The organism is Paenibacillus sp. FSL H7-0918 (genome assembly GCF_038007025.1).
Classification (GTDB): Bacteria; Bacillota; Bacilli; order Paenibacillales; family Paenibacillaceae; genus Paenibacillus_AQ; species Paenibacillus_AQ odorifer.
The window spans coordinates 2,235,638-2,256,906 of the sequence record NZ_JBBOWJ010000001.1 but is presented as its reverse complement, the minus strand read 5'-3'; the positions used below and the strand labels follow the sequence as shown (position 1 = coordinate 2,256,906).

Below are 21,269 nucleotides of genomic sequence, written 5' to 3'. Positions count from 1 at the left end.
GTAAAATCAGGAGTTGAATATACTAGATTGATTTATATAAAAAGGGATATCCCGCAGCCTTTCAGGCTTCTGGATATCCCTTTTTGAGGAGTCTATTTATTCTGGGTGAGTACTAAGATCGCATTTATCCAAAGGAATAATATTACTCTTGCGGAAGAAGCGATAGCCGGCCCAAATCAAGACGAATAATGGCAGGCTGATATAGGAAACGGCAATACCGTACCAGTCGATGTTTCCACCTGAGAAGGCACCCATATTCTGGCCAAGGATGGCTACCGTACAAAGTACTAAGGCAAATATAGGCCCAAACGGGAACCATCTAGCCCGGTAAGGCAGCTCATCAAGGGAATGACCTTGAGCTATAAAGGCGCGTCTGAAACGATAATGGCAGACAGCGATGCCGAGCCAGTTAATAAATCCACACATACCGGAAGCATTAAGCAACCAGTTGTATACAGCACCATCACCAAAGAATGATGCTAAAAAGGCTAACATACCAACGGCTGTGGTCACGAGCAAAGCGCCAACAGGAACACCGCGGCGATTAAGCTTGCCTAGAGCACGTGGAGCCATTCCATCCTTAGCCATAGCGTACAGGACGCGGGTGGAGGCGTACATTCCCGAGTTCCCGGCTGACAATACGGAGCTGAGAATGACAGCATTCATGACGGATGCGGCAATAGCAAGTCCTGCTTTATTAAATACGATCGTAAACGGACTGACTCCGATATCATCAATACCACCGCGCAGCAGATCTGGATTCGTGTAAGGAATCAGCATTCCGATTACTAGTATAGCGAGGATATAAAAGATTAATATACGCCAGAAGACTTGGCGAATAGCAATAGGTACGTTACGGCGAGGGTTCTCACTCTCACCTGCTGCAACACCGATTAGCTCGGTGCCTTGGAAGGAGAATCCCGCAGCCATAAAGACACCGACGAAAGCGAAGAAGCCACCGTGGAACGAGCTGCCCCCGATCTGGAAATTGCTGAAGCCTACGGCTTTTCCGCCCATGATTCCGAAAATCATCAAAACTCCGACAATAAGGAAGGCGATAACAGTAATAATTTTGATAATGGCAAACCAATATTCTGATTCTCCGTATCCACGAGCAGATAGGAAATTAAGACCGAACATCAGCAGCAGGAACACGAGACTCCAGAGAAAGGAGGGACTGTCCGGGAACCAATATTTAATAATGACGGTGGCGGCAGACAATTCTGCTGCAATCGTAACCGCCCAGTTATACCAGAAGTTCCAGCCGATGGCGAACCCAAAAGCGGGGCTGACGAAACGCGTGCCGTAAGTGCTGAATGAGCCCGAATCCGGCAAATAGGTAGCGAGCTCTCCCAGACTGGTCATGAGGAAATAAACCATAACACCAACAGCCGTATAGGCTAGAAGTGCTCCACCGGGTCCGGCTGAAGCGATAGCGCCACCACTGGCCAGGAAGAGTCCAGTACCAATAGATCCTCCAAGCGCAATCATGGTCAAATGCCTTGCTTTAAATGATTTTTTTAGCTCAGGCGGGTTACTTACGTTGCCTTGTGCTAGATTTTGCTGCTTGCCCTGCATGATTTGACACTCCTTATGATCTAATCTTTCAATTCATGAACGGGGAGTGCTGAGCTGCTTCCTCCCGCAGAGCGGGAGAGTGTATTTGGTGGTCTCCATAAGGTTATGGACAAACACTAAATATACAAATTCTGTAAACGCAAAGAAACCGCAGACTATATCTGCGGTTTCCATCTATACAGCTCCGCATCATACTCCCTGTGAAGATAGCGCAACACATTATGACCTGCTGCTATGCAGGTTATACAATGTGACAGTTCCGTGCCTTTCGGCAACGGCCCCAGCCTGCACCGCTGTAAGAGCGACAGTGCAGACTTCGGCAGATATTCCTTTCGACGCGATTCATAGACGGCTCTAACGTCTCCACGCGCGTACTCTTTATATCCGCGACCTCTACCTCATCTTAGTATGACGAGGCTATCTTTACTTCATTCATTTATAAACAACAGGAATTAGTATAAAGCAAGTTCGCAAGTCAAGCAATGACAAAATCCGGTAGGGAATGTTAGCTGCGACGACGCTCTGACATTTGCTGCCAAACGGTACCCGCCGCTGCTTCACCGGAAGCGATACGTTCCAAAGCCATTTTGGCCTGAAGTCCAACCTCGAATTCCGGATCTTCCGCCGCAACTGACAGCGCTTCTTGGGCATCGGATGTGCCCACCTCATAGAGGAAACGAGCTGCGCGCCAGCGGACAAGCTTGCTCTTATCTGTCAGTGCTGCCGTCATCACTGGCGTGGCGGCAGGATCGCCGATGTCGGACAGCGTATCGCCTGCCGTACGTCTCACGGCTGGCGCGCTGTCTGCCATCGCCTCATAGAGCAGCTCCATCGCTTCAGGCGTGCGAAGGTCGCCTAGATACACGACCGCAAGCCTGCGAATATGCAGCTTGGGATCGTGCAGCGCCGCCTTAAGCTCCGGCAGGAGCTCCGCCGTCGGCGTAAGATCCTCCAGCGCGGCGTAGCGCACGCGCCAATCCTCATGCTTCAGGTCTCGCAGCAGCTCATCCTGACTGCGGGTTCGTCTCTGCTCGACGAACTCGCCTTCGGCGCCGTGCGCAATGGCTTGCTGCACGAGAGAGTCGAGGCGTTCCTGCGGATACGCCGCTTCGACCTCTTGCTCCACCTCGCGTGCAATCTCCGCGGGCTCGCCATAACGCACGCCGTAATCAGTGAGCTTACGCTCTTTAATCATCACGGCGCTAGCCACATCCATAACCGCCTTCGTGAAGCGGTTTGCTAAGGAGATGCGCTCTTCATTCGCGCCGGTCTTAACGCGGATTTGCAGCGGAATTCCGCGGAACATCTGGACGAAGACTTGAGCTTCGCCGAAATGAGCGCCAGCGTTCTCATCGGCAAGATTCCAATCGTCATTTAAGCCTTCGCTGTTGCCGAAGCGGTTCTGGACTTCTCTTAGAATCGCTGCCCAATCCGCATTGCCCTTGCGTTCGAGCGCTGCAAAGTCAGCAGCGTGATAGATGCTAATAACGCCCGGTATCGTTAACATTTCGCGTGCCCAGGCCGGTGCGGAACGTTCACTTTCTGGTGTGTAGGTTCTGCGAATTCCAGGTTCCAGACTTTCGTCCAAATGAAGCTTCATCGTATTTGGACTTGGAGTCGGTTCAATAAAAGTAATCTTCATACGTAGCTCCCCCTTGAACGGTATATGCACCGCCATACTTTATACACATATTATCTCATTTCTGGCGTGAAACACAAAAGGGTACTTAGATATTTTGCGGAAAAAGGGCGCACCATTACCAAGTAACTTGTATATTTTGCAAAATACTCTGCCGTTCAATATAGTTGTATTATATTCGCTAAAGTAAAGCATGCTCGGCAAACTTCTAAAGATGAGGTGCTCTATGGCTAAATTTCGCTACAATAACCTCGACAATGTGAGTACCGATAAAACACTTAAAGAGTTTCGTAAGTGGCGGGAGGAACGTCGACGGAAGAAAAAAGATTATTCATATGTAGTGCCAAGTACGCCGCCGAGGTTAGCTTATCTGGCGGAGAATCGCCTGGAGACCACCATTACGTGGATTGGGCATTCAACGTTTTTCCTTCAATATGAAGGGATGAATATCATTACTGATCCAATTTGGGCGAGAAGACTAGGCTTTGAGAAAAGATTAGGGCAACCCGGGATTCCGCTCAGCGAAGTGCCTCCCATTGACCTGATTCTGATCTCGCACTCTCATTATGACCACTTGCATATGGCTTCTATCCGTAAATTATATAGAGCAGGGACAACCCTTGTTGTTCCTATAGGCTTGAAACGAAAGATGCTCCGCAAAGGATTTCATAACTGCATAGAAATGGAATGGTGGCAGGAAAATACGCTCGGTAAAATTAAGCTTACCTTCGTGCCGACTCAGCACTGGACGCGGAGAACGCCTTGGGACACGAATACTTCTCATTGGGGAGGATACATTCTGCAGCCGATCGAATCGGATAGCGACAAGCTGCCTCCTAACCTGTATTTCGCAGGAGATAGCGGTTATTTTCCGGGTTTTAAGGAGATTGGGAGCCGCTATAAGCTTCATGTTGCACTCATGCCGATTGGAGCTTATGAACCGGAGTGGTTCATGACCTCGCAGCATGTAACCCCTGAAGAGGCTATACAAGCATTTGTAGATGTTGGAGCGGAGACCATGATTCCGATGCATTACGGCACCTATAGACTTGCTGATGATACGGCCCGGGAAGCGCTGGATCGGATGGAAAGTGCCCGGCTTAAACAGGGTATTTCTGAAGAACGAATCCGTACGCTCAGCTATGGCGAAACGCTTATTATACAACCCAAGAATCGCATAACTGGACAATAATTGAAAAAATTCCTCCTAACTGGCGACCTCTGTACAGCAGCTGGAATAACTTTAGTATTGGAGAGAACAGCTGAAAAGGCTATTTTACGGGCTTTTTGCTCTCTATTTATGCTATAATGAGCCGAAACCCTAAGTGAAAAGGATGGTAATGCGTAATGATTAGCACAAGCGGCGTAACACTCCGCTACGGAAAACGCGCTCTCTTTGAAGATGTAAACATAAAATTCACCCCTGGTAACTGCTACGGTTTGATTGGTGCCAATGGTGCCGGTAAATCAACCTTTCTGAAAATTCTGTCTGGTGAGATCGAAGCAAATACCGGTGAGGTACATGTTACACCGGGCGAACGTCTCGCAGTACTCAAACAGAACCATTTTGAGTATGATGAATTCCCAGTACTTGAGACCGTAATTATGGGTCATACACGTCTTTATGAAATTATGAAAGAAAAGGATGCGCTTTATGCGAAGTCCGATTTCACAGAAGCGGATGGCCTGCGTGCAGGGGAGCTTGAAGGTGAGTTCGCTGAGCTTAACGGCTGGGATGCTGAGCCAGATGCAGCTGCCATGCTGATTGGTCTCGGAATTATGCGTGAACTGCATGACAAAAAAATGGCCGAACTGAGCGGCAATGAAAAGGTACGGGTACTCTTGGCGCAAGCCTTGTTTGGCCGTCCAAATAACCTGCTGCTAGATGAGCCTACCAACCACTTGGATCTCGAATCTATTGGCTGGTTAGAGAACTTCCTCATGGACTATGAAGGTACTGTTATCGTCGTATCCCATGACCGTCACTTCCTGAATAAAGTATGTACGCATATTGCGGATATTGATTTTGGCAAAATCCAGATGTACGTCGGCAACTACGACTTCTGGTATGAGTCCAGTCAGCTTGCGCAAGCTTTGCAGCGTGATTCGAACAAGAAGAAGGAAGATAAAATCAAGGAATTGCAGGCATTTATCCAGCGTTTCTCGGCCAATGCTTCCAAGTCTAAACAAGCGACATCACGTAAGAAGCAACTTGAGAAAATTACACTGGACGACATTCGTCCGTCCAACCGTAAATATCCGTTCCTTAACTTCAAACCAGAACGTGAAGCGGGTAAACAATTGCTGACAGTCAGCGGATTGTCCAAAGCGGTTGAAGGTGAAAAGCTTCTTGATGAAATTAGCTTTGTAGTAAATAAAGGGGATAAGATTGCGTTTGTAGGCCCTTACTCCCAGCCTAAATCACTGCTGTTTGATGTGATCATGGGTGAGCAAGAAGCGGATGCGGGCGAATATACATGGGGAGTAACTACAACTCAAGCGTATTTCCCGAAAGACAACTCCAGCTATTTCGATGGTGTGGAAATGAATCTTGTAGAATGGCTACGCCAGTATTCTAAAGATCAGGACGAAACTTTCCTGCGTGGATTCTTGGGCCGTATGTTGTTCGCCGGAGAAGAAGCACTGAAGAAAGCAAGTGTGCTGTCCGGGGGCGAGAAGGTTCGCTGTATGCTGGCCAAAATGATGCTCAACGGCGCGAACGTGCTTGTGTTCGATGAACCAACCAATCACTTGGATCTGGAATCCATCACGGCACTGAATAACGGGCTGATCGATTTCGATGGCACGATTCTATTCACTTCCCATGACCATCAGTTCATCCAAACCATTGCTAACCGCATCATCGAGATTACACCTACAGGTGTAATTGATCGCTCCATGAGCTACGATGAATATTTGGAGAATCCAGAAATTAAGGAAATGCGCCAGCGCATGTATCCTGTAGAAGTATAATATTTAATTTCCGCTATGCGGAAGGAATCCATGAAGCAGCTACACTAATCCTTTTAGGATCAGGGTAGCTGTCTTTATAATTTCAATTTTGAAAAGTTATTAACAAGTAGAATGCTACGGGGTGTATGCGGGGTTTCCAAGACAGGAGTCTTTAGCCCTTGAGGTTTCCCAAAGCGCATGTTTTCAGCTGGCTAATCGTACATTAAAGAAAAGCAGTTATGAATTTGAAGAGTTCTAATCCATCCTATCAGGCAGGACGAACGTATAAACGGCTGCGTTTCCCCGAGGGATTCGCAGCCGTTTATGTTTAAGTATAAGTAAATACTAAGATCCGCCAGTACGACGGCGTTGGTTGTTAGGCTTTTTGTTATTTTGGCTTTTTAGCGGTTTGGCGGAACCGGCCTGAAATGTGGATCCAGGCTTGGAGGAAGATTGTTGCTTCTTCTGTTCCAGTTTTTTACGGATAGCTTCCGCTAAGTTGATTTTTCCTTTATCGTTGCTTTCGCTCATTATGATAACCTCCTTCGAAGCAAGTCCTTACACTTTATTCTAATTGTTTTTAAATGCTGCCACAAGGGCAAGAATAATTGAAAGAATTCTTTTCCGTATTTTAAATAATCGGGGAAAAGAGGGGGAGCCAAGAATGACTGATATTTACGAAGATATACGTAAAGGTGAACGAGGAGCTTGGGTGAGCATAGCGGCTTACCTCATCCTATCATCATTCAAGCTGGTTTGTGGTTATTTATTTGCATCTAGCGCACTCGTTGCGGACGGGGTCAACAATTTAACAGATATCGTAGCATCCATAGCTGTACTGGTGGGGTTACGGATTTCGCGGAAGCCACCTGACTCTGACCACGCTTATGGGCACTTCCGGGCAGAGACCGTAGCGGCGTTGTTGGCTTCTTTTATCATGGCGGTAGTGGGCCTTCAAGTGATTGTGGAGGCGGTGCGTTCCTTTTTCGATCGTACAAAAGAAACGCCGCAGCTCTGGTCGGCAGGGGTGGCTATTGTATGTGCAGTAGCTATGATGGGGGTATACATATATAACAAAAGACTGGCCAAACAAATTAACAGTGGGGCACTTATGGCAGCGGCTAAGGATAATTTTTCTGATGCAATGGTCAGTGTTGGAGCCGCAGTTGGGATTGTGGGTGCACAGTTTGGTTTGCCATGGATTGATTCCGCAGCAGCTGTTCTTGTCGGACTCATTATCTCCAAGACCGCTTGGGATATTTTTCGTGATTCGACCTATCGGCTTACCGATGGCTTTGATCAAGATAAATTGATGGATCTACGCAGTACGATTGCTCGAACGCCGGGAGTAGAAGAGATTAAAGATGTGAAGGCACGGGTTCATGGTAATCATGTGCATGTGGATGTTGTAGTGGAAGTGGATGCGAATATTTCTGTGACGGAAGGTCATGAAATAAGTGATTCCATCGAAGAAAGAATGAGCAAAATGCATAATATTATGAATGTGCAGGTGCACGTGGAACCTAAAAAATAAATCGCGAAATGCTATATTAAGGAAAAATAACACATATTCAAGGAGAAATCGAGACTTTAGACCTGTGTGTTACCATAAAGTGGCATGATTATATGTGAAATTTGGAGCATGTTCCAAATCCCGGGCAAGCCTATAATGAGGGCATAAAGGAATAATGTAGTACAATCCTTTATTGAAATCTCATCATGGAATTTGGGGGAACGTATGATCAAATCACATAAGCAAATTACAGCATCTTTGTTAGTATCTGCTGCAATTGTTGCAGGTTTAGGAGTATCTGCTCCTGGACAAGCAGCGGCAGCCTCAAGTTCATCTAATTCAGTTACAGCAGCTTCAGCCGTTCAAACAGGTGTGATCGAGGCTAGTGTTCGCCTTCGCAGCACCCCTTCTACTGACGGAGAAATAGTGAAGTACTTGCAAAAGGGAGATCAAGTGCAGATCCTTTCGCAGCCTAACAGCTATTGGTATCAAGTAAAAACGGCTGATGGTTCAGTGGGTTATACAAGTGCAGGAGATAAATATATCAGTGTATCCTCTGCTTCAGTAACGACACCATCGGCACAAACTGGCACCATTAAGTATGGTGTGAATCTTCGAGTTTCACCTTCAACAAGCGGGAAAATAATGAAGCTTTTGAATAAGGGAGAAAAAGTAGAAGTTCTGGCGCAGCCTAACAGTTACTGGTATCAAGTTAAAGCGGCGGATGGTAGCATCGGATATATAAGTTCAAGTGAACAATATAGTACACTTTCAGGAAACGGTGGGGGATCTGGAACGGTAACACCAACACCAACACCAACGCCTACACCCAATCCACCTGTAACCACACCGGGGGCTTCAGCCCAAATCGAACGGGTGATTGCTGCAGGTATGGGATATCTAGGAACGCCTTATGAGTATGGCTCCAGCAGAAATGATACAAGCACCTTTGATTGCTCGGACTTCATCCGGCAAATTTTTATGGATGCAGCCAATCTCAAACTGCCGGCGGATTCCCGTCAACAGGGAGATTGGGTGAAGTCGAATAGTACGGTGGTTACGTCTATTTCCAATTTGAAGCGCGGCGACTTAATGTTCTTTATGGATTATAAGGGGAATTCTGCTTCTGCTTATGAGGGAATCGACAAATCTACAGCTAGAATATCGCATGTTGCAATGTATCTAGGAGATGGACAAGTTCTACAAACTTATTCCGTAGCTTCAGGCGGGGTAAGAGTAGATAAACTAAGCGCTTCTTGGATGAATCGTTTTCTCTACGGAGGTTCGGTCATTCGCTAAATATATGAAAATGCAGGAAGCGACAGCATCGCATGTTTGTGACGGGTGAACGATGGCGGGCGTACGCGCAAGAGGGCTATCCTTTTAGTAGAATTCTCTACTGAAGGGGTAGCTCTTCCTGTTTATCTGTTCAGAATATGTACTCTCCACATAAAAAAAGGGCAGTACCATCGGCCATTTTCTTGGCTCTTGGGACACCCCTTCTTCGCTTATTGATTAATTATGGCAAAATCACATTGGCTGATACAGGAACCTTAACCCATGCTTTTCCTAGCCAAGTGTAAATTTCTCTCCATTCATTACCCCAAGTATCCGAAATGACTTCACCTGTTGTATCAAGAGTCTGAACGCCAAGCCAGCCTGCTGGAATTATACCTCCGACTGAAAAGTAGAAAGGTGTTTTCTCAGTCAGCACTATTTGCGGTGTAGCTGGACTCATATCCGCTGGAGTAATAATGGTTTCAAAAGAATTGCTGTAAGTGCTTCCAGTTACGGTTGCAGGAGCCGTAGTAGTTCCTGTTACTTCAGCTGCTGAAGCTGTAGCTGCAATGGAAGCCATAAGTCCTAAGGCTACTGTAAGGCTGGCGATTTTTTTCATGTTTGGTTCCTCCTGTGGGGGTTGGATGTATTTTTTTCCAAAAGCGCTGTTTGTTAATAAGCTAGTAAACGTAATTGATGCGTGATGAACCACCCATTCAACATTTCTTATTTTCTCAAGTGACATCTGTGCAGGAATGACCTATACTTTCTGCATGATGAATAAGATATATGGATAGATATGGGAGGGATACAACAGTCACACCATTAATAAGAGGGGCTACATAGATCTGCCTCTGCGTCCCGTGAAGAGAGAAATTACAAACAGAACCAGGAAGACGAAGAACAGGATCTTAGCAAGACCAGCAGCGGCAGCTACTAGGTTGAAGAAACCAAAGATACCGGCGATTACTGCGACTACAAGTAGTATTGCGGACCATTTTAACATTACATATCACCTATCCTTTTTTGATTAATGTAGTCATTGTATAAACGGGGACTTTGATTTTGAAACAAAAGGGAAGAGGGACTCTTGACAACGCTCGACAAGATGTTTCGGCTTATGGGACCAGGGGTAACTATGCAGTATACAAGGCTGATTAGCCGATATTTATGAGATATGGAAGGGGTTATGAATATGATCATTGAACTTAGTGTAGCACTCGTCGCAATTGCATTCGCAGTACTTGTTTTCTTTTTAATTAAAACTTTAAAGTCGGCAAAGGATTCACTCGACAAAGTCAGCCAAACCTTGGTGGAAGTACAGAAGACGATGGATGAGCTTACTTATGAAGTGAAAACGACGGTCAGACACGCAAATGAAATCACTGCCGATGTACAGCATAAGATTCAGAAGATTGACCCAGTCATCGATTCTGTCAAGAATCTGGGTGATGTTATGAATGAGCTAACCTTAACAGTCAAACAAGTGTCAGTCACAGTGATCGAGAAATATCGTAAATCGCGTGAGCTGAAGGAGAAAAGTAAGGAAGTCTCTATAAAAGAAGCTCCGCTAACTCCTGCTGAAGAACGTACTGTTAACTCCTATGATGCCATTTATGCTGAGAAGTCACCGGGAAAAATAGCTACAGTGCTAAAAGGTGTAGACGTAGCTGCAACTCTTTGGAAGAAATTTCGTCATTAAGCATAAGATAGTAAGGCTTCTGTAATCGGTGGCTGCAGATAAGAAAGGTGGGACACAACATGAACATGATGATCCTTTTATTTGGTCTTCTTTTCCCATACTTTGATGCGTCTCCACAGTTGGTGCCTATCTCTACTTTTATTGAACAACCTAAGTCGGTTCTCGCATTTGAACATGCTTCAGAATCCAGCCCATATATAAATCGCTTTGATTCTCTGCAAGGTGTCGCTTTATACACCACAAAGGAAGAACTGCTTCTGACCAAAGGCAATCCGCTTGCGGTGACAAATGATCCATTGCTAGAGACAGTGGAGTACCATTACGCAGATGTGACAGTGGGTGTGGGCGAGGGTGTTGTACTTTATGTACATGTTGCACCTCCGCAAGCACAGCAGTTCGGTTTACATGTAGATGGCGTAGAAATCGATCCTTTAACAGATAATCTGCAAGATACTCTGGGCAAACCGTATTTTATAGCCGAAGATGGGGATGTATACCTGAGAGGGAATAACGCACTCAAAATATATCGAAATTTGGCGGGTGAATTTGAAGGAATTGATTTATTTGATAGTATTTCTTCCTAATCTGTTTCATATTTGAGCAAATTGGTTAATAAACATAGGCTGTCTTTAGAATAGAGTAACCTCCAGCCCCACTAGGTATAGTGGGGCTGGAGGTTACTTTGCTGAATACGTAAATTGATCCTATGACTATATTTACATATTATGAAAATAGAAATAACACTGTGAAATAGCGTATGATATAGTTAGTAGGTTTGCAGAATTTTACGGTCGTAATACTAATCGTGTGAGGTGAAGATGATGAGAATCTTAATCGTGGATGACAATCCGACTAATGTTATCATTATCCGTGAAATCCTGAAAAAAGAAGATTACCGAAATTTCGTAACCGCATCCTCTGCCAAAGAGATGCTGGAACGGCTTGGAATCGGTTCGGGGAGTGAAGATGGACGTCCCCGGATGTCAGATATTGATCTGATTTTACTGGATATGATGATGCCAGAAATGGATGGGATCGAAGCATGTCGTGTTGTGCAGCAATACGAACATCTTAAGGATATTCCAATAATAATGGTTACAGCTGTAGGCGATTCTAAGAAATTGGCCGAAGCGCTGGATGCAGGTGCAGTAGATTATGTTACGAAACCTATTAATAAAGTGGAGCTAATGGCCCGGATTCGGCTTGCTCTGCGGTTAAAACGTGAGAAAGATTGGCATAAGGAACGGGATCAGCGGATTCAGGAGGAATTGAGACTGGCTGCACTCGTGCAGAATGCTGTACTCAGCCTACCCCTGCAGGAAGAGAATTTCGAGGTGCATGCTATCTATCAGCCTTCCTCTGAATTGGCGGGTGATTTATATGCCTGGTATCCCCTTGGAGATGGCCGATATGGCGTAATCCTCCTGGACATTATGGGACACGGTATATCGTCCTCTCTTTTTTGCATGTTCCTTGCGTCAGTATTAAAGGATACGGTAACTACCTATGTAGAGCCGGAAAAGGTAATTCAGGAACTCAATCGAAGGTTTAACCAACTTTATATTGAGAAAAAGCTGATTCAATATTATTTTACGACGATTTATCTTGTGATCGACACTCGTATAAAGCGTATTGACTACGTTAACGCCGGGCATCCACCTGCGCTATTTTTTGAAGGCGCAGCTAAGACTCCGGTCTTGCTGGAAAGTAATTGTCACCCTGTAGGCCTGTTTGAACGGATTGATATTCAGCCTCAGAGCTTGACCTACGAAGATGAAGGGCATTTGGTTCTCTATACAGATGGTCTGCTGGAGCTGGTTGAGGGTGAACAGGAAGAGCAGCTGAAGTTTATGATTAAGCATTTAAATGTTGAGCATGAATGGAAGGAAGAAACTATACGGGCTGCTTTTTTCAATGCTGATGTTCCTAAAGAGCGTGACGATGACAAATGTATAGTGTGGATCTCACTGAAGAAGGGAACAGAATGAGGATGAAAATAAAGGCTAAACTCTTAATTGGTTTTAGTGCGATGCTGGCGATTATGCTGGCACTTACTATGATTGGATACGATCGTTTGGATTATATGAATGGTCAGCTTGAGGGTTACCAGGATAGATATATGAAGGGGCGCTCTTCTTCAGGTATGCGTGGAGAAGTGAATGATATGGCGCGCATATTAACGACGACCATGTTAAGCGCGGATACATCAACGGTAGAATCACAAAAAAAAGAGATTGATAAAAAAATAGCTAAGGCGAATGAGCACTACGACAAAATAAAAGAATCAATGACTAGCGCTGAAGAGATGCAGATCGTTAATCAAATTGATGATTCTTATACGATCTATCTAAATTATCAGGAAAAAATATTGAAGCTGCTATCAGCTGGTTATTTCCAGAATGCCAGCACGTATTCTAACACAGAGGGACAAGCGATTCAGAATGCCGTGTTAAATGCTCTGAACAGTCTCTCTGATTATAATGCCTTTATTATGAATGAAGAGAGCGCAAAAGCTAAAGATGCCTATCAAAGCTCTACTCAGATGGTCATCTTGATGATGATTGTGGGCCTGCTACTTGGACTTGGAGTTGTTTTATGGATCATTCCAAGCATTACGCGGGGGCTTAATGTCGTTTCGATGATGATTACCAGCTTTGGCAACGGCAGAATTCGGGCCATAAGGCGCATAAAGGTTACTTCGAAAGATGAGATTGGTGAGGTTGCCCTTGTCTTTAAGAAAATGGCGTTAGATCTTGAAGAGAAACAGCAAATGGAACAGGCTTATGCACAGGCACAGAATGATCAATCCTGGCTGAATGCAAATGTTGCTCAGGTGACAGAACTTCTCCGGGGGGTTAGCTCATTGGATCAGGTCTCACAGACCTTTATCAACGAGTTCACCCCTGTGCTCGGAGCCCAGTTTGGAGCTGTGTATTTGAAGGATGCTAATCGTCCCGATTTTTTACGAAGCAGTGGTTATTATGCAGTAGATAACGATAAGAAACCAAAGGAAGGTTTTTTGATTGGAGAAGGGCTTGTAGGACAAAGTGCGCTTGATATGCACCCAATCAGATTGGAGCGGGCTCCTGAAGATTATATCTCCGTGAAATCCGGCTTTGTGGATTCACAGCCAGGATATATTTCCATTCATCCGCTTATTTTTGAAGACGAGCTGCTCGGTGTAGTAGAATTCGCTTCATTCCAGCCATTTAGCAGTCTGAAAAATGATTTGCTGCAACAACTTGCGAATAATTTAAGCATTATTTTCAATAATATTAGTCGTCGTCTGATTGTAGAGAAATTACTGCGTGAGTCACAAGCACTTACGGAAGAACTGCAATGTCAGTCAGAGGAGCTGCAGACTCAGCAAGAAGAACTGCGCCGTTCTAATGAGAACTTGGAAGAGCAGACAGATGCGCTTAAGCGTTCAGAAGAACTGCTGCAACGTCAGCAGGAGGAACTGGAGCATTACAATACGGAACTCGTCGCCAAGACTCGTGCACTAGAGGAGCAAGTGCAGGAGGTTGAGGAGAAAAAAGATGAAATTGAGCATGCTAAGGTTCAGCTAGAGAAACAGGCTATGCAATTATCCGTGACTAGTAAATATAAATCGGAATTTATGGCGAACATGTCCCATGAATTGCGGACGCCGCTCAACAGTCTGCTGATCTTGTCTCAGCTGCTTACTGAGAACAAGGATGGTAATCTAACGGAGAAACAGGTTGAATTTGCCCATACGATTTACATGTCAGGTGCTGATCTGCTTAAAATGATTGATGAAATTCTCGATCTATCCAAGGTTGATGCAGGAAAAATGGAACTGAATCATGAAGAAATTAAACTGACTGAGCTGAAAAGCTTTGTGAAGCAGAATTTTGCTCCGCAGGCGATCAAAAAAGGACTCTCCTTACGGATAGCCTTTAACGAGCCGCTGCCAGATAGCGTAATTGCCGATAGTCACCGGTTGAAGCAGGTTTTAAGAAACCTGCTTTCCAATGCCTTTAAATTTACAACCGAAGGTTTTATCGAGTTTTCAGTTAGCCCGGCAGATAATAATCTCTTGCCACTAAATCTGCCGAGTGATAATGAATATATTGCTATTGCTGTGAAGGACAGTGGCATTGGTATTCCGGCTGACAAAACAGATATTGTATTCGAAGCCTTCCAGCAGGTAGACGGAACAACCAGCCGTAAATATGGAGGCACGGGGTTGGGATTGTCGATCAGCCGTGAATTGGTTCGTATAATGGGTGGCGCTATCGTGCTCGAATCCCGTGAGGGACAAGGCAGTACCTTCACTTTATATTTGCCGGTGAAGGCAAATTACAGTAAACAACGTGCAGAAATAGAAGCTGCGGTGTCCAAAGAGGATTCCACATATGATGAATATATTGGAGACATGCTTCCAACCTTAGTGCCAGCAGCCGTTAACGTACCCCTTCCACAACTGACAATTGAGGATGACCGTGACAATTTGACGGCGAATGACAAAGTCCTGCTTATTATTGAAGATGATGAAAGCTTTGCGAAAATCTTGTTAGACATGGCTCGTGGGCGCAGATTTAAAGGTTTAGTAGCGCTTCAAGGCGATATAGGACTGCAGATGGCAAAAACTTATTTGCCAGATGCGATCATTCTCGATATACAGCTGCCTGTAATGGACGGCTGGACCATTCTTAGAGAGCTGAAAAGTGCATCTCAGACCCGTCACATTCCTGTTCATGTTATCTCAGTGAACGATGAAGTGAAGCAAGGATTAATGATGGGAGCTATGGCGTATCTTAGAAAACCATCTTCAAGAGAAGCATTGGAGCGGGCTTTCTCACAAATTGAGAACTATACGTCCAGCACAGTGAAGTACCTTCTGATTGTTGAAGATGATGAGATTCAACGTCGTTCCATTATGGAATTGATTGGTCACGATGATGTAGCTATCACCGCGGTATCAACCGGCAATGAGGCACTGATGGAGCTGCGCAAGCAGAGATATGATTGTATGGTTCTGGATCTTATGCTTGGGGATATGAACGGCTTTGAATTGCTGGATCAGATTCGTGATGATGAAGAATTAAATGATCTTCCTATTATTATTTATACAGGTAAGGATTTAGATAGCAAAGAAGAGACACAGCTCCGCAAGTATGCTGAATCCATAATTATTAAGGATGTTCGTTCTCCGGAACGACTACTGGATGAGACAACGTTGTTCTTGCACCGGGTAGAAGCCAATCTTCCGGAAGATAAACGTAAAATTTTGCAGAAGCTGCATAACAAAGAAGAGTTATTCGAAGGGAAGAAAATACTGCTCGTCGATGATGATATTCGTAATGTTTTTGCACTCTCTAGTGTACTGGAAGAATACCACATGGAAGTGAAGTTTGCGGAGAATGGACGTGAAGCGCTGGAAATGCTGGTAGAGCAAGAAGATTTTGATCTCGTGCTTATGGATATGATGATGCCGGAAATGGACGGATATGAAGCTATGCGCCGAATCCGTGAAATGCCGCAATATCAGAAACTGCCTATTATTGCGCTTACCGCCAAAGCAATGAAAGAGGATCGCGCCAAATGTATTGAAGCGGGAGCTTCTGATTATATGAAGAAACCGATCGCAACAGGTCAACTTCTTTCGTTAATGCGTGTCTGGTTGTATTCGTAAACTCAAATTTGGGGTAATACCTTTTTAAGAACTAACATGACTAGAATTACGGTGTGTTAATAAGGGAGTCGGGATAACAATGAAAGCGATAGAACACGGATATGAGGAGCAGCCCGTTATGGTAGGAAGTGACGAGTTGGAGCAAATTGAGATCGAGCTGCTCCTTGATGGAGTACACCGTTTATATGGATATGATTTCCGGAATTATGCGTTGCCTTCTTTGAAGCGACGTATCTGGCATCATGTGCATGCGGAGAATGTACACAGCATATCCGCGCTGCAAGAAAAGGTGCTGCATGATCGTGCCTGTTTTGAACGATTTGTCTATAGTCTCTCCATTCCGGTTACCGAAATGTTTAGGGACCCGGGGTTATTTTTAACGTTTCGCCAGAAGGTAGTTCCGTTGTTGAGGACTTATCCCTATATTCGTATCTGGCATGCTGGATGCTCCACTGGTGAAGAAGTATACTCTATGGCCATCCTGCTTCATGAAGAAGGGCTTTACGATAAGGCTCGGATTTATGCCACAGATATGAATGAGCGTTCTTTACAGCAGGCTAAGGAAGGCGTCTATGATATTAGCAGAATGAAGCAATACACTAAGAATTATTTGGAGGCGGGAGGTACCCGGGCATTCTCTGAATACTATACAGCGAAGTATAACTCGGTTATTTTACAGCCATATTTACGCAAAAACATTATATTCGCTGAGCATAACTTGGCTACAGATACTTCTTTTAATGAGTTTAATGTTATTTTCTGCCGCAATGTGATGATCTATTTCAATGATGAGCTGCGGGATCATGTTCACGGCTTGTTTCATGAAAGTTTAAGTCGTTTTGGAATACTTGTTCTAGGCTCTAAAGAATCCATTCACTTTACGAAGTACAGCGATTGTTATGAGTCTTTGGACAGAGTAGAAAAAATATACCGTAACATAAAATAACGCATGAAGGAGGGTGGTCCTATGGGGTTTCAAGAACCAATTCATATACTACTAGTAGATGACCGTCCTGAAAATCTGCTGGCGCTGGAGGCGGTACTTGAAAGCCAGCATTATGAGCTAGTCAAAGCCACCTCCGGCGAAGAAGCGCTGCGGTGTTTGTTAAGGTATGATTTTGCTGTCATCGTACTGGACGTGCAGATGCCAGGTATGGATGGGATCGAGACCGCAAAGTTGATTAAAGCCAGAGAAAAAACAAAGGAAATTCCGATTATCTTTATCTCTGCGAATAGTAAGGAAGCGGAGCATTTATTCGCGGGCTATTCTGCAGGGGCTATTGATTATATGGTCAAGCCCTTCATTCCACAAATTCTGAAGTCTAAGATACAAGGTTTTGTCGAGATGTATATTACGAGCAAGAAGCATCAGACTCAGACCATGCTGCTGCAGCAAAAGACGAAAGAACTGGAAATCATAAATAGTGAGCTCGTAAAGGCTAAGGAAGAGGCGGAGATCGCCTCCAAAGCGAAGTCGGAATTTCTGGCTATGATGAGTCATGAGATTCGTACACCAATGAATGGCGTAGTGGGTATGATTGATTTATTAATGGAGACTGACCTTGCTCCTGAGCAGAAGGAGTATTCCGAGATCATTCGGAAAAGTGCAGACACGTTGATTACGGTGATAAACGATATTCTTGATTTCACCAAAATGGAATCCGGTAAAATGGAAATCGAAGAGCAGCTGTTCGAACTTCGCACATGTATTCAAGAGGTGTTCAGCCTCTTTTCGGTGGAAGCGGGAAAAAAGAACCTGGAGCTTGCTTATTTTATCGATCAGAAGTTGCCTAGACTTTTATATGGAGATATGGCCCGTTTACGCCAAGTATTAATTAATCTGATTGCTAACGCAGTTAAATTTACGAATCAAGGCGGTGTCTATTTAGTCGCTTCCATCAAAGAAACATCTGGGAACAAGGTAGAAGTCGAGTTCACGATCATGGATACAGGGATTGGTATTTCTCCAGAGAAATGCGACCGATTGTTCCAACCGTTCTCACAGCTGGATTCTTCAATGACACGGAAATACGGGGGAACAGGGCTTGGTTTAGCCATATGTAAATCCCTTGTAGGCATGATGGGCGGAGAAATACGGGTAGAATCCATGGAGCAAAAAGGAGCTACCTTTATTTTTACGATACAAGCATCCGTACCTGGAGAAGATTTGACAGGAGGTTATCAAGAAGAGGAATCGCCTCATCTTCTTCTTAATCAGGAGAGCAGAAGCCGAATCCTTGTTGTAGATGACCATCCTATCAATCAGCGTCTGATGGTTAGCATGCTAGATAAGCTCGGCTATGAAGCTGATATGGCTGAGGACGGGAAACAGGCTGTGCAAATGGCGCTTAAGCAGCCCTATGATTTTATCTTTATGGATCTCCAAATGCCAGTAATGGATGGCCTGGAGGCAACCGCTCAAATCCGTCGAGAAGGCGGTCCGGCGGCTGAGAAGACTATTATTATTGCAATGACTGCGAATGTCATGGATGGCATCCAGAATCGCTGTAAAGCCTCAGGAATGGATGACTATATCAGCAAGCCACTTAAGATGAGTAGTATTAAGCAGATTATCTCTCGGTATTCTAGCAGCGATAATCGGATGGTTGAAACAGATACATCTATTTTTCAGGCGTAACCCAAGATTTACTAGTTTATATTTTAATGTTATTTGTTTCAAAGGTAGGACTATGAGGTTATTAATATAGAAAATATTTATCAGGAGAGATCGTCTATGAACACGCATAAAAGTAATAAGTTTCACGCTAAGACAGAGACAAAAGAAAGTGTATGTACGGTTTTCCTGAATGGTGAACTTGATCTATCCGTGGCTTCCGATTTCCGTTTGGTAATGGAGCCGCTTGTAGGTGATACGAAGCATGATTTAGTAATAAATCTTAAAGAATTAAAATACATCGATAGCACGGGTATTGGTATTCTACTTTCGATCCTGAAATCAAGACAAGGTATGGACGTTAAGTTTATGGTTGAGGATGTTCCTCCCCAAATTCAGAAGCTGTTTGACATGACTGGTATTACCAAGTTTTTTGCCTCCCAAGAGAATTCCCACTAGGAAAGGATAGAACAAAGAATGAGTGATGATGTGCAAAAAGTAATTCTTCAGCTGCCGGCTAGCGCAGAGTATGTGGATATTGTTAGGTTGAATTTATATGGTATTGCTTCAAAAATGGGCTTCACCTACGAAGATATTGAAGATATGAAGGTAGCTGTATCAGAGGCGTGTAACAACTCAGTATTGTACGCCTATGGACAACAAGACGGAATGGTTGATGTAATCTTTGAGGTGGGTGAAAGTGCCCTATCCATTACAGTCAAAGACGAGGGGGAGAGCTTTGACGGTTTGGAAGACTCGTCCAGTGAGCGTATGACACTGCATGATAAAGAGTTAAGTGACGTTCAGGTCGGCGGTTTAGGGTTCTACTTAATGCAAGCGTTGATGGATGACGTGAGCGTCGTAAGTGAGGCCGGAAGAGGGACGGTAGTAACTTTGAAGAAGCACCTTAACTTTAGCGAGGAAAAGGTATGAGTGATAAGGTGACTCCCCCCGAGTCCATGAATGAAGCAGTCACCCAAATTTGGGAATATCAGCAGACTAAGGATAATGAACGCGCAACAGTGCTGATTAAGAAATATGAGCCTATGGTAAAAATGGCTGCTGGAAAAATTTCTCGCAACCGCCCCGACTTGTATGAGGATTTATATCAGGTCGGGCAAATGGCGCTCATCCGGTTATTACAGCAATATGATATTAGCCTTGGAATCCCTTTTGAGCCCTATGCGATGAAAAGCATGATTGGACATATGAAGAATTTCCTACGTGATAAATCTTGGTACATACAGGTACCTAGACGGATAAAAGAAAAGGGAGCACTTGTTCAACACGCGATTGACGAACTAACAGTAAAGCTGGAACGTTCGCCTGCGGTGGATGAGATTGCTCATTATCTTGATTTGTCTGTTGAAGAAACTGTAGAAGTACTGGCGGGCAGAGAATGTTATCATTACGTCTCCCTAGACTCGCCCCTTTCTCAAGAGGAGACAGGAGCCACACTAGGCGAGCTGATCAGCTCTGACGCAAATGATTACGAGACCGTAGAGAAACGTATGGATTTGCAGCAAGCACTAGGTCAATTGAAGGAACAGGAGCAGCAGGTGCTGCTGTTAGCGTTCCAAGATGGACAATCCCAGCGGGCGATCGCCCAGAAGCTGGGGGTATCACAGATGAGCGTTTCACGCATACAGAAGCGGGCCACTGAGAAGTTAAAGCAGATTATGGCCAACTCTTCCTATTGAGTTCCTGTATGGGTAATATACATTTTCGACGATAAGGACATGCCTCTCTCCGCTGACTGGAGACCCGCATGTCCTTTATTTGTATACTGTTGTAGACTTATTCCCCCGCTTGTCCGTCCAACCTAGAGGATTAGACGGACAAGCGGGGGAAGCGGTCGATAGTTGGGGAATAGATTGATAGTCTTGCGGTTAGCTATTAGCATCAATGTATTTTTTAATTTCGCCAAGATACTCTCCGATTACTGGAACATTAAGAAAAAGACTAAGAATGTAGCCTAATAAACCAAGGACTACAAATGTTCCGAGAGATAGTCCAAGTCCCCGAGATATACCGGCCATCAGGTTTGTGATGATTCTTTTTTTCGGATCTGAATAGTTGTCGAGAATGTCTTTGAATTCTGATTTTTCCAGTGAGTGAGCGATCTTATCAAGACGACTGTTTAAGCGTTTCACTTCATGTCGCAACTCGAAAGGATGTTCATCAATTTCATAAGGTTTTGTTTGGTTATTTGAATCTGCCATGCGCCATCCCTGCTTTCTATAGCCCGAACGGGCATTAATTAAATGTCTAGTTGTATCTGCTGATGTGAATAAAGGTGTAACTAAACAACAGCCAGCTGCGGTCAGCTGGCTG

General features: G+C 44.6%; 19 protein-coding genes and 1 riboswitch. Of the genes, 13 read left to right on the top strand and 6 right to left on the bottom strand.

Annotated elements, in window-relative coordinates:
• Nucleotides 1-96 precede the first annotated feature (96 nt).
• Together MHI15_RS10185 and MHI15_RS10180 are read right to left on the bottom strand one after the other, a co-directional pair.
• Nucleotides 97-1,578 carry an amino acid permease gene (locus MHI15_RS10185; RefSeq protein WP_076179353.1) on the bottom strand — a complete coding sequence of 494 codons (1,482 nt, stop codon included), beginning with the start codon at nucleotides 1,576-1,578 and terminating at the stop codon, nucleotides 97-99.
• Nucleotides 1,579-1,777: 199 nt separating this feature from the next.
• Nucleotides 1,778-1,982: riboswitch (Lysine riboswitch) on the bottom strand.
• Nucleotides 1,983-2,083: 101 nt separating this feature from the next.
• Nucleotides 2,084-3,220, bottom strand: a complete 1,137-nt coding sequence (locus MHI15_RS10180) for a virulence factor (RefSeq protein ID WP_076128692.1) — start codon at nucleotides 3,218-3,220, stop codon at nucleotides 2,084-2,086.
• 223 nt (nucleotides 3,221-3,443) lie between these two features.
• Here MHI15_RS10180 and MHI15_RS10175 point away from each other — a divergent pair, with 223 nt between their 5' ends.
• Both MHI15_RS10175 and MHI15_RS10170 read left to right on the top strand, forming a co-directional pair.
• Nucleotides 3,444-4,409, top strand: a complete 966-nt coding sequence (locus tag MHI15_RS10175; RefSeq protein WP_076128690.1) for an MBL fold metallo-hydrolase — start codon at nucleotides 3,444-3,446, stop codon at nucleotides 4,407-4,409.
• A gap of 155 nt (nucleotides 4,410-4,564) precedes the next feature.
• A complete protein-coding gene (locus MHI15_RS10170) occupies nucleotides 4,565-6,190 on the top strand; it encodes an ABC-F family ATP-binding cassette domain-containing protein (RefSeq protein ID WP_036680232.1) in 1,626 nt (541 codons plus the stop codon).
• Nucleotides 6,191-6,514: 324 nt separating this feature from the next.
• Here MHI15_RS10170 and MHI15_RS10165 read toward each other — a convergent pair whose 3' ends face one another.
• Nucleotides 6,515-6,700 carry a hypothetical protein gene (locus MHI15_RS10165; RefSeq protein ID WP_036680230.1) on the bottom strand — a complete coding sequence of 62 codons (186 nt, stop codon included), beginning with the start codon at nucleotides 6,698-6,700 and terminating at the stop codon, nucleotides 6,515-6,517.
• Nucleotides 6,701-6,833: 133 nt separating this feature from the next.
• Between MHI15_RS10165 and MHI15_RS10160 the strand changes: the two genes are divergently transcribed.
• Nucleotides 6,834-7,703, top strand: coding sequence for a cation diffusion facilitator family transporter (locus tag MHI15_RS10160; RefSeq protein ID WP_076128688.1), 870 nt, complete (start codon nucleotides 6,834-6,836; stop codon nucleotides 7,701-7,703).
• A gap of 204 nt (nucleotides 7,704-7,907) precedes the next feature.
• Complete coding sequence (locus MHI15_RS10155; RefSeq protein WP_076128686.1) at nucleotides 7,908-8,981, top strand: C40 family peptidase; 1,074 nt, start codon at nucleotides 7,908-7,910, stop codon at nucleotides 8,979-8,981.
• A gap of 220 nt (nucleotides 8,982-9,201) precedes the next feature.
• On the opposite strand, the gene MHI15_RS10150 is transcribed toward MHI15_RS10155, so the two are convergent.
• On the bottom strand, nucleotides 9,202-9,579 hold the full coding sequence (locus MHI15_RS10150) for a hypothetical protein (protein ID WP_076128684.1): 378 nt from the start codon (nucleotides 9,577-9,579) through the stop codon (nucleotides 9,202-9,204).
• Between the two features lie 219 nt (nucleotides 9,580-9,798).
• Nucleotides 9,799-9,966: a DUF1328 domain-containing protein gene (locus MHI15_RS10145; protein WP_036680225.1), complete on the bottom strand. Its 168-nt coding sequence runs from the start codon at nucleotides 9,964-9,966 to the stop codon at nucleotides 9,799-9,801.
• Nucleotides 9,967-10,155: 189 nt separating this feature from the next.
• Here MHI15_RS10145 and MHI15_RS10140 point away from each other — a divergent pair, with 189 nt between their 5' ends.
• The 9 genes from MHI15_RS10140 (at nucleotide 10,156) to MHI15_RS10100 (ending at nucleotide 20,635) form a co-directional block, all read left to right on the top strand.
• Nucleotides 10,156-10,662 carry a DUF948 domain-containing protein gene (locus MHI15_RS10140; RefSeq protein ID WP_036680224.1) on the top strand — a complete coding sequence of 169 codons (507 nt, stop codon included), beginning with the start codon at nucleotides 10,156-10,158 and terminating at the stop codon, nucleotides 10,660-10,662.
• Nucleotides 10,663-10,721: 59 nt separating this feature from the next.
• Entirely contained in the window at nucleotides 10,722-11,246 is a 525-nt protein-coding gene (locus tag MHI15_RS10135; protein WP_076128682.1) for a hypothetical protein, read from the top strand.
• A 237-nt stretch (nucleotides 11,247-11,483) separates the two neighbouring features.
• Nucleotides 11,484-12,650 carry a SpoIIE family protein phosphatase gene (locus MHI15_RS10130; RefSeq protein WP_076128679.1) on the top strand — a complete coding sequence of 389 codons (1,167 nt, stop codon included), beginning with the start codon at nucleotides 11,484-11,486 and terminating at the stop codon, nucleotides 12,648-12,650.
• 2 nt (nucleotides 12,651-12,652) lie between these two features.
• A complete protein-coding gene (locus tag MHI15_RS10125) occupies nucleotides 12,653-16,321 on the top strand; it encodes a response regulator (RefSeq protein ID WP_076128810.1) in 3,669 nt (1,222 codons plus the stop codon).
• Nucleotides 16,322-16,400: 79 nt separating this feature from the next.
• Nucleotides 16,401-17,267, top strand: a complete 867-nt coding sequence (locus tag MHI15_RS10120; RefSeq protein ID WP_051491113.1) for a CheR family methyltransferase — start codon at nucleotides 16,401-16,403, stop codon at nucleotides 17,265-17,267.
• 21 nt (nucleotides 17,268-17,288) lie between these two features.
• The gene (locus MHI15_RS10115; protein WP_076128677.1) at nucleotides 17,289-18,959 is read left to right on the top strand and encodes a response regulator; all 1,671 of its coding nucleotides are present in this window, start codon (nucleotides 17,289-17,291) and stop codon (nucleotides 18,957-18,959) included.
• A gap of 96 nt (nucleotides 18,960-19,055) precedes the next feature.
• Nucleotides 19,056-19,394: an STAS domain-containing protein gene (locus MHI15_RS10110; protein ID WP_076128675.1), complete on the top strand. Its 339-nt coding sequence runs from the start codon at nucleotides 19,056-19,058 to the stop codon at nucleotides 19,392-19,394.
• An 18-nt stretch (nucleotides 19,395-19,412) separates the two neighbouring features.
• Nucleotides 19,413-19,868 carry an anti-sigma B factor RsbW gene (gene rsbW, locus MHI15_RS10105; protein ID WP_036680217.1) on the top strand — a complete coding sequence of 152 codons (456 nt, stop codon included), beginning with the start codon at nucleotides 19,413-19,415 and terminating at the stop codon, nucleotides 19,866-19,868.
• Nucleotides 19,865-20,635, top strand: coding sequence for a sigma-70 family RNA polymerase sigma factor (locus MHI15_RS10100; RefSeq protein WP_076128673.1), 771 nt, complete (start codon nucleotides 19,865-19,867; stop codon nucleotides 20,633-20,635). Before rsbW ends, MHI15_RS10100 begins: the two co-directional genes overlap by 4 nt.
• A 189-nt stretch (nucleotides 20,636-20,824) precedes the next feature.
• On the opposite strand, the gene MHI15_RS10095 is transcribed toward MHI15_RS10100, so the two are convergent.
• Complete coding sequence (locus MHI15_RS10095) at nucleotides 20,825-21,157, bottom strand: DUF5665 domain-containing protein (RefSeq protein WP_036680215.1); 333 nt, start codon at nucleotides 21,155-21,157, stop codon at nucleotides 20,825-20,827.
• Between the last annotated feature and the right edge of the window lie 112 nt (nucleotides 21,158-21,269).

Coding starts and splice junctions, on each gene's coding strand:
- MHI15_RS10185 (WP_076179353.1), bottom strand. CDS start 1,578: ATGCAGGGCAAGCAGCAAAATCTAGCACAAGGCAACGTAAGTAACCCG.
- MHI15_RS10180 (WP_076128692.1), bottom strand. CDS start 3,220: ATGAAGATTACTTTTATTGAACCGACTCCAAGTCCAAATACGATGAAG.
- MHI15_RS10175 (WP_076128690.1), top strand. CDS start 3,444: ATGGCTAAATTTCGCTACAATAACCTCGACAATGTGAGTACCGATAAA.
- MHI15_RS10170 (WP_036680232.1), top strand. CDS start 4,565: ATGATTAGCACAAGCGGCGTAACACTCCGCTACGGAAAACGCGCTCTC.
- MHI15_RS10165 (WP_036680230.1), bottom strand. CDS start 6,700: ATGAGCGAAAGCAACGATAAAGGAAAAATCAACTTAGCGGAAGCTATC.
- MHI15_RS10160 (WP_076128688.1), top strand. CDS start 6,834: ATGACTGATATTTACGAAGATATACGTAAAGGTGAACGAGGAGCTTGG.
- MHI15_RS10155 (WP_076128686.1), top strand. CDS start 7,908: ATGATCAAATCACATAAGCAAATTACAGCATCTTTGTTAGTATCTGCT.
- MHI15_RS10150 (WP_076128684.1), bottom strand. CDS start 9,579: ATGAAAAAAATCGCCAGCCTTACAGTAGCCTTAGGACTTATGGCTTCC.
- MHI15_RS10145 (WP_036680225.1), bottom strand. CDS start 9,966: ATGTTAAAATGGTCCGCAATACTACTTGTAGTCGCAGTAATCGCCGGT.
- MHI15_RS10140 (WP_036680224.1), top strand. CDS start 10,156: ATGATCATTGAACTTAGTGTAGCACTCGTCGCAATTGCATTCGCAGTA.
- MHI15_RS10135 (WP_076128682.1), top strand. CDS start 10,722: ATGAACATGATGATCCTTTTATTTGGTCTTCTTTTCCCATACTTTGAT.
- MHI15_RS10130 (WP_076128679.1), top strand. CDS start 11,484: ATGAGAATCTTAATCGTGGATGACAATCCGACTAATGTTATCATTATC.
- MHI15_RS10125 (WP_076128810.1), top strand. CDS start 12,653: ATGAAAATAAAGGCTAAACTCTTAATTGGTTTTAGTGCGATGCTGGCG.
- MHI15_RS10120 (WP_051491113.1), top strand. CDS start 16,401: ATGAAAGCGATAGAACACGGATATGAGGAGCAGCCCGTTATGGTAGGA.
- MHI15_RS10115 (WP_076128677.1), top strand. CDS start 17,289: ATGGGGTTTCAAGAACCAATTCATATACTACTAGTAGATGACCGTCCT.
- MHI15_RS10110 (WP_076128675.1), top strand. CDS start 19,056: ATGAACACGCATAAAAGTAATAAGTTTCACGCTAAGACAGAGACAAAA.
- rsbW (WP_036680217.1), top strand. CDS start 19,413: ATGAGTGATGATGTGCAAAAAGTAATTCTTCAGCTGCCGGCTAGCGCA.
- MHI15_RS10100 (WP_076128673.1), top strand. CDS start 19,865: ATGAGTGATAAGGTGACTCCCCCCGAGTCCATGAATGAAGCAGTCACC.
- MHI15_RS10095 (WP_036680215.1), bottom strand. CDS start 21,157: ATGGCAGATTCAAATAACCAAACAAAACCTTATGAAATTGATGAACAT.